Origin of the sequence: Salinibacterium sp. NSLL17, assembly GCF_015864935.1 — a bacterium.
Lineage (GTDB): Bacteria > Actinomycetota > Actinomycetes > Actinomycetales > Microbacteriaceae > Rhodoglobus.
Window position 1 is genome coordinate 640889 of sequence record NZ_JADYWH010000002.1, and the last position, 13192, is coordinate 654080.

Below are 13192 nucleotides of genomic sequence, written 5' to 3' on the forward strand. Positions count from 1 at the left end.
GCCCGGGGGTCGCGTGGCTCACGCCCGCGGCCCCCGGGGTTCGGCTCCAATGAAAAGGCTCATTCCGTGACCTTCATACTTCGACGACTGGCGGCGCTCATCGGCGTCCTCATCGCATCCAGCTTCCTCGTGTTCGCCGCCATGTATGCGGCACCGGGAAGCCCAGAAAACTTTCTCGTTCAAGGACGAACGGTAAGCCCAGAAGTGCTCGAAGCTATTCGAGCGCAGTACTCCCTCGATGACCCGTTCCTGGTGCGATTCTGGAACTGGCTCACCAACGTGCTTCATGGCGACTTCGGTCGCTCGCTTGCCAACCAGCAGGATGTGGGCGACCTCTTGGCCGCCCGACTGCCCACCACACTGATGCTGGTCACACTGGCCGCCCTCATCATCATCGTGCTCGGCGTTGGCCTCGGTATTCTGGCCGGAACCCGCGGTGGCATCGTCGACAAGATCATCCTCCTCGGCTCCAACTTGGGCTTCGCCGTTCCCACCTTCTTCGCCGCTCTCATCCTCATGAGCATCTTCAGCGTTGGCCTCGGCTGGTTCCCTGTCTTCGGATCTGGAGACGGCTTCATCGACCGGGTGTGGCACCTCACCTTGCCCGCCTTCGCCCTCGCCCTCCCCTCGTCTGCCGTCGTGGCGCGCATCACTCGCACCTCTATTCGTGAGGAACGCGACTCCGAGCATTCGGTAATGGCTCGAGCTCGTGGAGTAGCCGAACGTCTCGTCATGAGACGCCACGTCATCCGCAACTCGATGCTTCCCGTGAGCACCATCGTCGGCGTTCACATCGCCGGGCTGATTGCCGGGTCATTCGTTGTCGAATACGCCTTCACCCTCGACGGAATCGGCACGCTGCTGGTTCATGCCGTGCAGCGAAAAGACTTCGCCGTCGTGCAAGCCATCGCCATCGTGCTGGTCGCTGCGTTCGGCATCATCAACCTTCTGGTTGACCTCTTCTACGCCTCCATCGACCCGCGAGTGAAAGTGGAGACGAACCGATGAAACAATTCGCTGAACGAATGGGCACACTAGGCCTCATTGCGTGTGGAGTTATCGCCGTAGTCGTCCTCGGTGCGCTCTTTGCCCCTCTCATTGCGCCCTACGACCCGACCATCGGATCTGTCACCCAGCGCTACCAGGGAATGTCTTTCGAGCACCTGTTCGGAACCGACCAGGCCGGCCGCGACATCTTCTCGCGCCTGCTCTGGGGAGCACGGTCAAGCCTCACCGGGCCACTCATCGTCGTCGCTGTCACTGCGGTGTTCGGAACCTTGATCGCTCTCACCGCCGTCTGGTGGGGCGGCATCGTTGACTCGTTCCTCAGCCGCGTACTCGACCTTCTCTTCGCTTTCCCCAACCTGTTGCTCGCCATGCTCGCTATCGCGGTCTTCGGTCCCAGCCTCACTACAGCAGCACTGGCGCTGTCGGTGGCCTACATTCCGTATTCCGCTCGCGTGGTTCGCAGTATGGCGATGCGTGAGCGCAACCTGCCCTACATCCGCTCTCCTGAATTGCAGGGCATCCCCGGAATTGTGATTACCGCGCGGCACCTTCTGCCGAACGTCGCACCGCTCATCGTGACCGGCGCCACCATCAACTTCGGGTTCGCGATGATCGAGCTCGCGGCACTCTCGTTCCTTGGCCTCGGCGTGCAACCGCCGGCAGCCGACTGGGGACTCATGGTGTCGAGTGGACAGCAATCACTCTTGAACGGCTACCCCGCAGAAAGCGTTCTCGCGGGACTCAGCATCGTCATCACCGTGGCCGCCTTCGGTTACGTCGGAGAACGACTCGGTGGCCGTGCCGCCGCAGGGAGGAAAGCCTGATGCTTAACATTGACAACCTCTCGCTCACGATTGGCCCTGATCTGCAGATTCTGCGCGAAGTGTCGCTCGCTGTCGCTGCGGGCGAAGCAGTCGGCCTTGTTGGCGAATCGGGCAGTGGCAAGTCCATGACCCTACGCTCCATCTTGCACATCGAACCAGAGGGATCGCAGGTCACCGGCACGATCACGTTCGATGGCGTCGACGTTCGCAGTCTCAGCGGTGAAGCATTACGGCGGATGCGGGCCAACGACGTCTCGATGATCGCCCAGAACCCGCACGCAGTGCTCAACCCCGTGCTCCCTGTCGAGCGCTACCTCATTGAGGGAATGCATGACGCTCAAGGGCAGCCCACGAAAACCGCGAAGCTTCGCGCTGGCGAACTGCTCGAACAGGTCGGTATCGATGCCGTTGACCGCGTGCTGCGTTCCTACCCGCACCAGCTCTCCGGCGGAATGCTTCAGCGCGTTGTCATCGCGGGCGCCATTGCCGGACGGCCACGGTTGATGCTTGCCGATGAGCCAACCACCGCTCTGGATGTCACCACCCAAGCAGAAGTGATGGCCATCCTCGACGAGTGCCGCCACGAGCTCGGAATGGCCATGTTGTTTGTTACTCACGACCTCGATTTGGCCGCAGCAGTGTGTGACCGGATCGCTGTGATGAAAGATGGCGAAATAGTGGAAATCGGATTGCCAGTACAGCTTCGCGACAACCCTCAACATCCGTACACCCGAGCCCTGATGGAGTCGCGCCCGGCCGGACTCGCCTGGACCCCGGAAGGCGGACCGACCTCATGACTACCCCAGCTATCACCGTAGACGCACTCAACAAGACCTTCCACAGCGGGCCAAAACAGCAGGTGAAGGCACTCGATAACGTCACGCTCAGCGTCGACAAGGGCTCGTGCTTGGCCGTCGTTGGCGAGTCCGGTTCAGGAAAAACCACGCTCGCGCGCATCATAGTCGGGCTCGAAACACCAGACTCCGGAGCCGTGACGGTGAGCGGGAAGCCCGTCGCACCGCGTGCGAACCGACGCGAACTGCGACGCCGCGCCCGCGACATCCAGATGGTGTTCCAAGACCCGCAAAGCTCGCTCAATCGACGGCTGTCCGTGCGCGTCGCGGTAGACGAAGTGCTCAAAGCTCACTCAAACCTCAACCGAGCGCAGCGACAGGTGCGCTGCGCTGAGCTCTTCACTCTTGTCGGTCTCGAACCTCGGTTTCTCGACGCCCTCCCCAGCGAATTGTCGGGCGGCCAGAAGCAGCGGGTTGCTATCGCGCGTGCGCTGGCGGCAGACCCCGCGGTCATCGTGCTCGACGAATCCGTCGCCGCGCTCGATGTGACGGTTCAAGCCCAAATCCTTGAACTGCTCGCAAACCTGCGCACCTCTCACGGCCTCACCTACCTCTTCATCACGCACGACCTCTCTGTTGTGCAGATGATTGCCGATCAGGTTGTGGTGATGCGCCAGGGCCGCATCGTGGAGCGGGGAACGACCGCCGAAGTGCTCACCAACCCGCAGCATCCGTACACTCAACTTCTCCTCGCCTGCGCGCCCCGCCCCGGCTGGAAGCCCGAGCGAGGAATGATCCGCAAGCTTCGGGAAGAGATCGCATCATGAGCACCACCCCTCCCTTTATTCAGATCAATTCAGCGGATGCCTTCCACCGCGGCCTGAGCCGCGGCGTCGCGATTGCTGAGACTCTGAAGCGCGGCGTTGCCATCTATCTCGACCTCTTCGAGACATCCGGAATCAGCCTCGGCGATGTACAGAAGTATGCCGACAACGCCGTGATCGTCACCGAACGCTGGAGCGCCGACCTCGCCGCCGAAATGCGCGGAGTAGCCGAAGGAAGCGACCTGCCGCTCTGGAAGATCGCCGCCGTGAACGCTCGCACCGAGATTCTCTCTCAAGCGATCGGCACCAAACCGGGCGAATGCTCCACCATCGTCAACGCCCGCGAGAGCCCGGTCGGAGCCCAAACGTGGGACTGGCACGACGACCTCGCCGACTGCTGGCACCTGCACGAAGTCACCGGCACTCCCCGCACCTTTGTCGGCCTGACTGAGCACGGCATCCTCGGCAAAATCGGAATCAATGACGCCGGAGTGGGCATCATGCTCAACATCCTCGGCCACCAAGCAGACCGGCCAGACGGCGTGCCCGTGCACCTTGTTGCCGCCCGCGTTCTCGCCGAAGCGTCGACCCTGGCCGAAGCGGTCGAAATTCTGCGCACTGCACCCGTGAGCACGTCCAGCGCCATCACCGTCGTGAGCCCCGAAGGTTCCGTCACAGTCGAGCTGAACCCCGACGGCGCCGCCGTGCTCGAGCCAACCGATGGCGTGCTCATCCACACCAACCACTTTGTTGACCCCGAGCTGAGCAAGGGCGAAAAACTGGGGCTCTACGATCCAGACACCCAAGCACGCTACGACGTTCTTACCGAACGAGCAGCCGCCGCACCGCTGCCGACCACGGCGAGCGCCCTCATCCCCTACCTCTTCTCCGAACCGGGTGACGCCGCCCAACTCTGCTGCGTTCCCGCCATTGGCGCAGTGTTCGGCGACCGCTGGGCAACGTTAGCCACCATTACGTTGGATGCCGCGGCACGAGCTATCACTGTCTCCCCCGGTTCCCCCAAAAATGCCACCGCCGAAACAACCATCCGATTGGTCGCTACACGCTGATCGCCGCACGCTGACCGCTGACCGCTGACCGCTGACCGCTTCGCACCGTCACATGTCGCAACTCTGTACCCCCAAGTGTTAACGTGAGAACACCCTCTTCGGGGGTAGCGGGCCGCAATTTCGGGGTGGCCCCAGCGGCGGCCATTCGGGTGGCCATTACGCATAGGAGCAACTGTGTCGGTGCAGCAACAATCGGGCGAACACGGATCCGTCGCCTCGCGACCACGTGAGCAGTGGTCGGGCCAGTGGGGTTTCATCCTGTCGGCCATCGGCTCCGCCGTGGGTCTCGGCAACATTTGGCGCTTTCCCGGCGTCGCCTACGAGAACGGTGGCGGGGCATTCCTGATTCCGTACCTGATCGCATTGGTCACGGCCGGCATCCCGATTCTCTTTCTTGACTATGCGATCGGGCACCGCTTTCGTGGATCATCGCCAACAGCGTTCCGTCGCCTCGGCGGCAAGGCGGGCAAGTGGCTAGAGTCGCTTGGCTGGTTCCAGGTCTGGATTTGCATCATCATCGCCGTCTACTACGCCGCCGTTGTCGCGTGGGCAGCCAGCTACTTCACGTTTAGTTTCGACCTGCGCTGGGGTGACGACACTCAGGGCTTCTTCGTCACCGAGTTCCTTCAAACCTCGGAACCTGGTTTTAGCGCGCAGTTTGTGCCCGCAGTTCTCATCCCCCTCGTGCTCGTGTGGGTAGCGGTTCTTGCCGTGCTCGGCTCCGGCATTGCCAAGGGGGTGCAGCGCGCCAACGTGATCTTCTTGCCGCTGCTCGTGGTGGCCTTCCTCATCCTCGTGGTTCGCGCTCTGTTCCTCGACGGCGCGATGACCGGGTTGGATGCTCTCTTCACTCCTGACTTCTCCGCTCTGAGCGACCCCGGCGTGTGGATTGCGGCCTACAGCCAGATCTTCTTCTCGCTGTCGATCGCGTTCGGAATCATGATCACCTACTCGTCCTACCGCAGCCGCAAAGCCAACGTCACGGCGCCCGCGCTCGTGGTTGCGTTCGCCAACTCCTCGTTCGAGATCATCGCCGGTATCGGCGTCTTCGCCACCCTCGGGTTCTTCGCGTTCCAGCAGGGGGTCGGTGTCGACGAGCTCGAAGGCATCACCGGTGTCGGGCTTTCGTTCATCACGTTCCCAGCGATCGTCTCGCAAATGCCCGGCGGACCACTCTTCGGGGCGTTGTTCTTCGGTTCGCTCGTGATGGCCGGATTCACCTCGTTGTTGTCAGTGCTTCAGGTCGTGTCATCCGCGTTCCAAGACAAGTTCGGGATCACCGCCCGCCAAGCATCAGTGCGCGTCGGGGCCGCCCTGGCCGTTGTTTCAGTGCTGCTGTTCTCGACCACCACCGGTTTGATTACGCTCGACACCGTTGACCAGTGGGCGAACAATATCGGTATCGTCGTCGCCGCGATTGCCTCGACGATCCTCGTGATCTGGGTGTTCCGTAAGGGCCCCGAGCTCGCAGCACACCTCAACGCCGTCTCGACATTCAAGGTGGGGCGCCTGTGGCAACTGCTCGTCGGAGTTCTGGCGCCGGCCGTTCTGCTCTACATGCTCATCCAGCGAATCATCGTGCTCGTCACGGAAGGATACGAGGGCTACCCGCTCTGGTACCTCGCGATTGCAGGTTGGGGCACCATCGCGGTAATCCTGATCGGCGCCATCACCATGACCGCGCTGCGCTGGAAGCACGATCCGGATGATTTCACCCCGTGGCCCAGCGCCCAAGCATTGAAGGAGCTCAGCAAATGAGCGGCATCGCCATCACGTTCTTCATCGTCGCCGCCGTGCTCGTGTGGGGCGGCCTGATCGCGAGCATCATCTTCCTTGCTCGCAAACCCCAGCTCGACGTGTATCCCGAAGGCTCAGAACTGGTCAGCGACGACGACTAGCTTTCGAGGCGCAGCGAGTTCGACACGATCGGGTTGCTGATCGTTCCGATGCGTTCGATTTCCACCTCGACCACGTCACCGGGCTGCAGCAACCATGCGGGCGTGCGAGAGTAGCCGACGCCCGAGGGAGTACCGGTGCAGATGATGTCGCCGGGCTTCAGCGTGAAGCTATGGGAGACGAGCGAGAGAACTTCGCCCAGTTCATAGATCATGTTCTTGGTGTTGCCGTCTTGAACTTGCTCACCGTTCACCCGGGTTTGCACCCGTAAGCCGTCGCGCAAATCCCCCACTTCGTCGGCCGTGACGAGGGCGCCAAGAGGGCCGCTGTTGTCGCCGTTTTTACCCAAGATCCACTGCGAGGTGAGCTTCTGGGCCCGGCGTGAGGTGACGTCGTTGAACGCCGAATATCCCATCACTGCCGCGCGAGCTTTGTCCGCATCCGCATCGATCAGAGGCACACCAATGTAGGCGGCGATTTCGCCCTCCCAGTCGATTCCGTCCTCATTAGACGGCACGGGAATGGGCGCACCGCTCACGGTGAGCGACGAAGTCCAGCGTGCGAAAAGCGTCGGGTACTCCGGCAAGCCTGCATCGGCATAGCTTCCTTCGAGTACGTGATCGAGGTAATTGAGCCCGATGCAAATGACACGGGCACCCGGCAACACGGGAGGCACCAACTGCAATTGGTCGAGCGGAACAACCGTTCCGCCCTCGGACGAGTAGCTTGCCAAGGCGGCGGCCGGTGAGGCCCAAAAGGTTTCTAGATCCGTGAGGATGCGGGCGGCCTCCACGCCATCCTTCATCGTCAATTCTGCGATGAACGTATCGCTCCCCGGGGAGAGTCGTGCTCCGACAAGCCTCATGCCGCGCCTTTCTAAGCGATGGATGCAGGCGTAGCGCTAAGCGACCCTGCTTGAGATCGATCCTGAGCCCGCCAGCGACCCCGGTCAACTGCCTGTCTCACTTCACGGGACACCTCCTACGGGAGCGCACAACTGCTGTGCTTCAATAGCGACGTGATGAGCGACGACGCTGGTTTCCGGCACTACCTATACCCATCCGACGATGAACGGATCGTGGGCCTCCGGGGCCTCGACGCGTACTCCTATCGGGAGGCCGCGAAGCACGACGCCTTCACGGGAAACCTGATTCGGGGGTGGCAACCGCTCTACCCCGCAGAGTTCGTCGGCGTCACTTCTGATGGCACGATCATCCCCGACCTCTTCGAAGCAGCCCCCAACGGTGCGCCCGTCACAGCGATGGTGAGCGCAGCAACGGCAGCGCTGGCGGCGCTCACTCCTGAGCAACGCGAGACGCTGCAGTACCCCGTGGATGCCGTGGAATGGCAATCATGGGCGAACCCCGAATTCATGCAGCACGACACCGGTCTGCGGCTCGAGTTTCTCAACGCCGACGCTCGCGAAGCGCTCCTCGCGCTCCTCGATGCCACGCTGAGCCCCCAGGGCGCCACGCTCGCTCGCACGCTCATGCACATCAACGGCCACTTGGGCGGGCTTACCGGCCTTGAGCCAATCATGAACGGCCTCAGCTACAACGTTTCTCTCTACGGAACTCCTTCGCTCACCGAACCGTGGGGGTGGCAGATTTTTGGACACCACCTCGCCCTGAATTGCGCGGTCGTCGCCGACCAACTCGTGATTTCGCCGATCTTCTTTGGCGCCGAACCCGACAAGCTTCACGATGACGACGACCCTGCGCTGACCCCGCGCGTGACGAAAGCTCGCGCGCTGCTGGCTGCGCTAACTCCGGCTCAGAGGAACACCGCCGTGCTCTTTGAATCGATGGTGGATCCCGCCATGCCGGCGGGCCGCATCCATCCCGGCGATGAGCGCCACCTTGCCGGCGCGTTTCAAGACAACCGCGTGATTCCTTACGAGGGAGTTCGCGCGTCGGAGCTCGAAGCGGATGCGCGCGATCGACTCCGTGAGCTCGTGCACGAGTTCATCGACTACTTGCCTGAGGGCCCGGCTCGAGCCCGGCAACAGGAAATCGAAGCGCACTTCGACGACACCTGGATCTCGTGGATTGGCGGAACCGGCCCCGAGGATGTGTTCTACATCCGTGTACAGAGCCCCGTCGTCATCCTCGAACTCGATCACCACTGCGGTGTCTTCCTCAGCAACACCGAGCCTGCGGGGTTCCACATTCACACCATCGTGCGCACCCCCAATGGCAACGACTACGGCAGAGCACTGTTGCGACGGTACGAGGCGACTCATGACTGAGGATGCATATTCGGCAGCCCAGCAGCTCCTCTATCGCTACGGAGCGATCGCCGACGCCAAAGACATCCCCGCGGCGCTGGAGCTCTTTCGCCGCGCCACCGTCACGTTTCCTCAACGCACTGTAGCGGGTGACGATCAACTCACCGAGCTCTACTCCGAGCTGTGGGGCAAACCCAACAGCCACCGCCACATCATCACCAATGTTCGCCTTGTTGAGTCAGAACTGGGATACTCAGCCGTAGCTTTATATACCCGGTGGGAGTTCACTCCTGCCCCACTCTTGACGACGATGGGAGAGTACGAGATGTCATTCTCGCGCGACGGGCACACCTGGGGTATCGATTCCCTCATCGTCACTCGAACGTGGCCGGTGAGCTGATGTCCATCTTCGGCCGCGCCACAACGATCCTCAATATTGTCGCTGAGGGCCGCGGGCAGCTCTCTCTGACTGACCTTTCTCAGCGCAGCGGCCTGCCCCGCTCGAGCGTGCACCGCATCATTCAAGAACTCGAACGTGAATGCTTCGTCATTCGAGCGTCATCCGCCGGCGGCTACTCGCTCGGTCCCGGTGTCTTGAAGTTCGGGATGAACAGCCACTTGCAACTCGTCGCTGGCATGCGCCCCGTGCTCACCTCGCTCGCGCGGGCGGTGAACGAGAATGTCGAACTCGCTATCTTTAGCGGCCGAGAAGTCGTTGTCGTCGACCAGGTTGCCTCGACCGCACGCCTTCACGCCGTCACTCAAGTGGGCAAGAGTTTTTCTTTGCACGGAAGCTGCATTGGCAAAGTGCTGCTGGCACAATTGCCCGACCAAAAAGTGCGTGAAGTGCTGCCTGACGTACTCGTCGGACACACCAACAAGACCATTACCGACGTCGACAAGTTCATCGCTGAACTCGATGAAGTGCGCGCCAACAATCTGGCGTTCGACCACGAAGAACGCGACGTCGGCATCTCGGCGGTCGCCACGTGCATCCAAAACTCGGCTGGCGTCAATCAGGCTGTCGCCATCGTGGCCCCCACCGAACGGTTTGACGTCTTGCAGGCGCTCTTCGTGGAACGGCTCATGAAATTGCAGGGAAGCATCGATACCCGAAACCTGCTGTTCGACTCTCGCAACATTCCCTCGGCCAGCTAGCTAGCCACCCCGCCCGCAGGTCAGCCGAGGTAGCTCGACAAGAGCCGGGCATCAGCGAGCAACTCTGCAGGCTTGCCCTCCAGAGTGATCTCGCCCTGGCCGAGCACCATCGCGCGGTCGGCCAGCCCCAGCGCACGGTCCACGCTCTGTTCAACGACGATCATCGCGACGCCAGAATCTCGAATCGCTCCGAGCGCTTCATACACTTCGTCGACCGCAATCGGCGAGAGACCGAGAGAGATTTCGTCAAAGACCAGAAGCGTGGGCGCAGACATGAGTGCTCGTCCGATGGCGAGCATCTGCTGTTGCCCGCCCGACAAGGCTGTTCCCGAGTTCTTGCGGCGCTGCTTGAGAATCGGGAAGATCGAGTAGACCGCCTCGAGTCGCTCTGCCTTCACGTGCTTGCGCGCGTCCAATCCACCAGCGATCAGGTTCTCCTCGATCGACAGGGTTCCGAAGATCTTGCGACCCTCCATGCACTGAGCGATCCCCAGCGCCGTCACCTCATCCGGTCGCAGCCCGGCAATTGATTTGCCGGCGAAGGAGATCGTTCCCGAGGTCAGTGGAACAGCGCCGGCGAGCGAGCGAGCCATCGTCGTCTTGCCCGCACCATTCGCTCCCAGGAGCGCGATACATTCCCCGGCATTCACCGAGAACGAGACGCCCTTGAGCGCATTCAGGCCGCCATAACGCACCCAAATATCGTCGACGGCGAGCAGAGGCGTGCCGGGCACTGACGTCGCTACGCTCACAAGCGACGTGAGCGAGGCACGGATGCCTGCCCGCTTCTCCTCGTCAACCACAACAGTGTCGGCGCTCTCCGCAACCGAGCCAAGGTAGAGCGATGCGACCACGGGGTCAGCGAGCACCTTGGGCGTCTCATCAATCGTGACCATCTTGCCGAAGTCGAGAACCGCAGTGCGATCGCAGCACTGCGAAATGACATCCATCACGTGCTCAATGAGCACCATCGACTCAACCTCGGTGCGCAGGCTCTGGATGATCGCAATCAGCTCTTCGGTCTCTGAGCGAACCAGACCAGCGCCGATTTCGTCGAGCAGCAGCACGCGGGGCTTCAACGCCAACGCTCGGGCGAGTTCCAATCGCTTGCGACGCAGCAGGGGCAGCTTGCCCGCAACCTCTTCGGCAAAAGGGGTGAGCCCCAGGCGCTCCAGGATGCCGGCAACGAAGGGCTCGAGCTCGCGCTGCGAAATGTGGTGGCCCGAGTTTGTCGCGGCGAGGCGCACATTGTCGGCCACGGTCATCCGAGTGAATGGTCGTGGAATTTGGTACGTGCGACCGATGCCCAGGCGCGCCCGATCGGCGGAGCTGAGTTTGCTGATGTCGCGGCCATCGAACGTGACGGTGCCCGAGTTCGGCGTGAGCGCGCCCCCAATGACCCCGATGAGGGTGCTCTTGCCCGCACCGTTGGGGCCAATGACACCCAAAACTTCGCCGGGCGCTACTTCGAGCGAAAGGCTATCGAGCGCACGAACCCCGCCATACGACTTGGTAATCGACTCGAGCTGCAATACGGCGGTCATGAGAAGTTCCTGTTCTTCTGCAGAGCGAGCGTGAGCGTGCCCCAGATCCCATTGGGCATAAAGCGGATGACCAGCACGAGAACCACACCGACGACGGCCAAGTGGATCTCGGGGAACTGGATGAGAAACTCGCCAAGCAACACGATAAATACGGCACCGACCCACGGGCCGACCTTGGTGCCCATGCCGCCGATGATGGCAACGGAAACGATGTCAATGGTCCAGCTCATCCCGAACCCACCGTTGGGCTGAACGATGCCCTGGTTGAGCGCCTGAATCGAGCCGACGATGGCGATGAGTGCACCAGAGAGTCCGAACGCCCACAGCTTGGTGCGATAGGTGCGCACCCCCAGCTGGCTTGCGACATCTTCATCGTCGCGCACCGCTTGCATCCGGTACGACCATCGGCTGCGCAGTAAGAGCAGAACGCAGACCACGACGAACACGGCAATGAGCAGCGCGATCCAATACAGGTCATAGGCCTTGGGCGCTCTGGCGGTCAGGTAGATTCCTGCTTGGCCGCCGAACCACGGACTATTGACGACGAAGATGCGCATCGCTTCGGCGAGCGCGAGAGTGCCCACGGTGAAGTACAGGCCACGAAGGCGGAACAACGCCGGGCTCACGATGAGCGCGAACAGCCCCGCGACTAGTGCTGCGAGAACAACACACAGCGCAATCGGCAAGCCCGCGTTGCTGGCTATCGCCATCGTGTAGACGCCGATTCCGAAGAACGCTGCCGAGCCGAGCGACACTAGCCCCGTGTACCCGGCGGCAATATTCCAGGCGGCGGCAAGCGCTCCTAGTTGCAGGATGCGAAAGCCGACCTCTTGCTGATACGTTCCCGCAAAGTACGGCACGGCGAAGGCAACTGCGGCCAGCACGGCAACGATGATGAAGTCTCTCGGGCCCACACGAGTGGGGGTCGCGATGCGACTGAGCAGGATAGAAATTCCGTTCTTCACAGTGAGCGCCTCCGTTTGAGGATTCCGTTAGGCGCGATGGCCAGAAGAATGATGAGCATGACGAGTCCAACAAAAGTGCGGTAACCGTCGCCGAAGAAGTAGGCGCCGAGCGATTGGATGACGCCGAGGGCGATTCCGCCCACGAAGGTGCCCATGATGTTGCCGAGACCGCCGAGCACGATGATCGCGAACGCGGTGAGCAGGTACTCCGAGCCGGATGACGGGGTGAACGAGAAGCACAGTGCGATGAGCACTCCACCCATCGATGCCAACCCTCCGTTGAGGGCGAAGGTGCCCCAGCGCACGCGACTCACGTGGATGCCGACAATGGCCGCCGAGATCGGGTCTTCAGAACTGGCCCGCAGCGAGCGACCGAACGAGGTGCGGGTCACCAACATCCAGACGGCCAGACAGACGGTCAACGAAATGGCGAACCCGATGAGGTAAATCGTCGGGAGGTTGATGGGGCCGATAGCGAGCGTTTCGCGGCTGAAGGCCGTGTCGAGCGATCGGCTGTCGCCGGAGAAGAACCGAATGAAGAGGTTCTCGAGAATGATCGCGAGGGCGAACGTGGTGAGCAATCCCGCTTCTTCGCCGTGCTTGGCGACGGGAGCGAGGATGAAGTGCTGCACGGGCGCGGTGAAGGCGAAGCCAAGCACAAAGACGATGGGCAACGCGAGCAGAGGGCTGATGCCCCAGAACGCGGCCAAGTAGAAGGCGGCGTAAGCACCAAGCACGACAATCTGGCCGTGCATGAGGTTGACGAGTTTCATCACTCCCAACACGAGGGAGAGCCCTACCGCACTGAGGGCGATGAGCCCACCGAGAAGGGCTCCGCCGAGGACTGTGTTAGCCAGTCCTACAGGGTCAATCGAGTTCATC

The 13192-nt window shown here is 61.8% G+C and carries 14 protein-coding genes; 10 read left to right on the top strand and 4 right to left on the bottom strand.

What is annotated here, in order from left to right; all coding sequences use genetic code 11:
- Positions 1–66: 66 nt before the first annotated feature.
- The 7 genes from I6E51_RS12720 (at position 67) to I6E51_RS12750 (ending at position 6418) form a co-directional block, all read left to right on the top strand.
- Positions 67–1008, top strand: coding sequence for an ABC transporter permease (locus tag I6E51_RS12720; protein ID WP_197110526.1), 942 nt, complete (start codon positions 67–69; stop codon positions 1006–1008).
- A complete protein-coding gene (locus I6E51_RS12725; RefSeq protein WP_197108412.1) occupies positions 1005–1832 on the top strand; it encodes an ABC transporter permease in 828 nt (275 codons plus the stop codon). The genes I6E51_RS12720 and I6E51_RS12725 overlap by 4 nt, the downstream gene beginning before the upstream one ends.
- The gene (locus I6E51_RS12730) at positions 1832–2629 is read left to right on the top strand and encodes an ABC transporter ATP-binding protein (protein ID WP_197108414.1); all 798 of its coding nucleotides are present in this window, start codon (positions 1832–1834) and stop codon (positions 2627–2629) included. Before I6E51_RS12725 ends, I6E51_RS12730 begins: the two co-directional genes overlap by 1 nt.
- Positions 2626–3453, top strand: a complete 828-nt coding sequence (locus I6E51_RS12735; protein ID WP_197110527.1) for an ABC transporter ATP-binding protein — start codon at positions 2626–2628, stop codon at positions 3451–3453. Before I6E51_RS12730 ends, I6E51_RS12735 begins: the two co-directional genes overlap by 4 nt.
- Positions 3450–4520, top strand: a complete 1071-nt coding sequence (locus tag I6E51_RS12740) for a C45 family peptidase (protein ID WP_197110528.1) — start codon at positions 3450–3452, stop codon at positions 4518–4520. Before I6E51_RS12735 ends, I6E51_RS12740 begins: the two co-directional genes overlap by 4 nt.
- Before the next feature lie 174 nt (positions 4521–4694).
- The gene (locus tag I6E51_RS12745; protein WP_197110529.1) at positions 4695–6278 is read left to right on the top strand and encodes a sodium-dependent transporter; all 1584 of its coding nucleotides are present in this window, start codon (positions 4695–4697) and stop codon (positions 6276–6278) included.
- Entirely contained in the window at positions 6275–6418 is a 144-nt protein-coding gene (locus I6E51_RS12750; RefSeq protein ID WP_197108430.1) for a MetS family NSS transporter small subunit, read from the top strand. The genes I6E51_RS12745 and I6E51_RS12750 overlap by 4 nt, the downstream gene beginning before the upstream one ends.
- Here I6E51_RS12750 and I6E51_RS12755 read toward each other — a convergent pair.
- A complete protein-coding gene (locus tag I6E51_RS12755) occupies positions 6415–7281 on the bottom strand; it encodes a fumarylacetoacetate hydrolase family protein (protein WP_197110530.1) in 867 nt (288 codons plus the stop codon). The genes I6E51_RS12750 and I6E51_RS12755 overlap by 4 nt on opposite strands.
- 156 nt (positions 7282–7437) lie before the next feature.
- Between I6E51_RS12755 and I6E51_RS12760 the strand changes: the two genes are divergently transcribed.
- From I6E51_RS12760 to I6E51_RS12770, 3 genes are read left to right on the top strand one after another with little or no spacing between them, the layout of a single operon-like run.
- Entirely contained in the window at positions 7438–8664 is a 1227-nt protein-coding gene (locus I6E51_RS12760) for a DUF3500 domain-containing protein (RefSeq protein ID WP_197110576.1), read from the top strand.
- Positions 8657–9043, top strand: coding sequence for a nuclear transport factor 2 family protein (locus I6E51_RS12765; protein ID WP_197108434.1), 387 nt, complete (start codon positions 8657–8659; stop codon positions 9041–9043). The genes I6E51_RS12760 and I6E51_RS12765 overlap by 8 nt, the downstream gene beginning before the upstream one ends.
- Positions 9028–9801, top strand: coding sequence for an IclR family transcriptional regulator (locus I6E51_RS12770; protein ID WP_197108436.1), 774 nt, complete (start codon positions 9028–9030; stop codon positions 9799–9801). Before I6E51_RS12765 ends, I6E51_RS12770 begins: the two co-directional genes overlap by 16 nt.
- A 20-nt stretch (positions 9802–9821) precedes the next feature.
- Here I6E51_RS12770 and I6E51_RS12775 read toward each other — a convergent pair whose 3' ends face one another.
- Genes I6E51_RS12775 through I6E51_RS12785 form a run of 3 tightly spaced genes read right to left on the bottom strand, consistent with a single transcriptional unit; the run spans position 9822 to position 13191 of the window.
- Positions 9822–11345, bottom strand: coding sequence for an ATP-binding cassette domain-containing protein (locus I6E51_RS12775; RefSeq protein WP_197110531.1), 1524 nt, complete (start codon positions 11343–11345; stop codon positions 9822–9824).
- Positions 11342–12310, bottom strand: a complete 969-nt coding sequence (locus tag I6E51_RS12780) for a branched-chain amino acid ABC transporter permease (RefSeq protein ID WP_197108446.1) — start codon at positions 12308–12310, stop codon at positions 11342–11344. The genes I6E51_RS12775 and I6E51_RS12780 overlap by 4 nt, the downstream gene beginning before the upstream one ends.
- Positions 12307–13191: a branched-chain amino acid ABC transporter permease gene (locus I6E51_RS12785; protein ID WP_197108448.1), complete on the bottom strand. Its 885-nt coding sequence runs from the start codon at positions 13189–13191 to the stop codon at positions 12307–12309. Before I6E51_RS12785 ends, I6E51_RS12780 begins: the two co-directional genes overlap by 4 nt.
- Position 13192 lies beyond the last annotated feature (1 nt).

Bases quoted from the DNA above. Each gene is read 5' to 3' on its own strand.
- I6E51_RS12725 (WP_197108412.1), top strand. From the start codon at position 1,005: ATGAAACAATTCGCTGAACGAATGGGCACACTAGGCCTCATTGCGTGT.
- I6E51_RS12730 (WP_197108414.1), top strand. From the start codon at position 1,832: ATGCTTAACATTGACAACCTCTCGCTCACGATTGGCCCTGATCTGCAG.
- I6E51_RS12735 (WP_197110527.1), top strand. From the start codon at position 2,626: ATGACTACCCCAGCTATCACCGTAGACGCACTCAACAAGACCTTCCAC.
- I6E51_RS12740 (WP_197110528.1), top strand. From the start codon at position 3,450: ATGAGCACCACCCCTCCCTTTATTCAGATCAATTCAGCGGATGCCTTC.
- I6E51_RS12750 (WP_197108430.1), top strand. From the start codon at position 6,275: ATGAGCGGCATCGCCATCACGTTCTTCATCGTCGCCGCCGTGCTCGTG.
- I6E51_RS12755 (WP_197110530.1), bottom strand. From the start codon at position 7,281: ATGAGGCTTGTCGGAGCACGACTCTCCCCGGGGAGCGATACGTTCATC.
- I6E51_RS12760 (WP_197110576.1), top strand. From the start codon at position 7,438: ATGAGCGACGACGCTGGTTTCCGGCACTACCTATACCCATCCGACGAT.
- I6E51_RS12765 (WP_197108434.1), top strand. From the start codon at position 8,657: ATGACTGAGGATGCATATTCGGCAGCCCAGCAGCTCCTCTATCGCTAC.
- I6E51_RS12775 (WP_197110531.1), bottom strand. From the start codon at position 11,345: ATGACCGCCGTATTGCAGCTCGAGTCGATTACCAAGTCGTATGGCGGG.
- I6E51_RS12785 (WP_197108448.1), bottom strand. From the start codon at position 13,191: ATGAACTCGATTGACCCTGTAGGACTGGCTAACACAGTCCTCGGCGGA.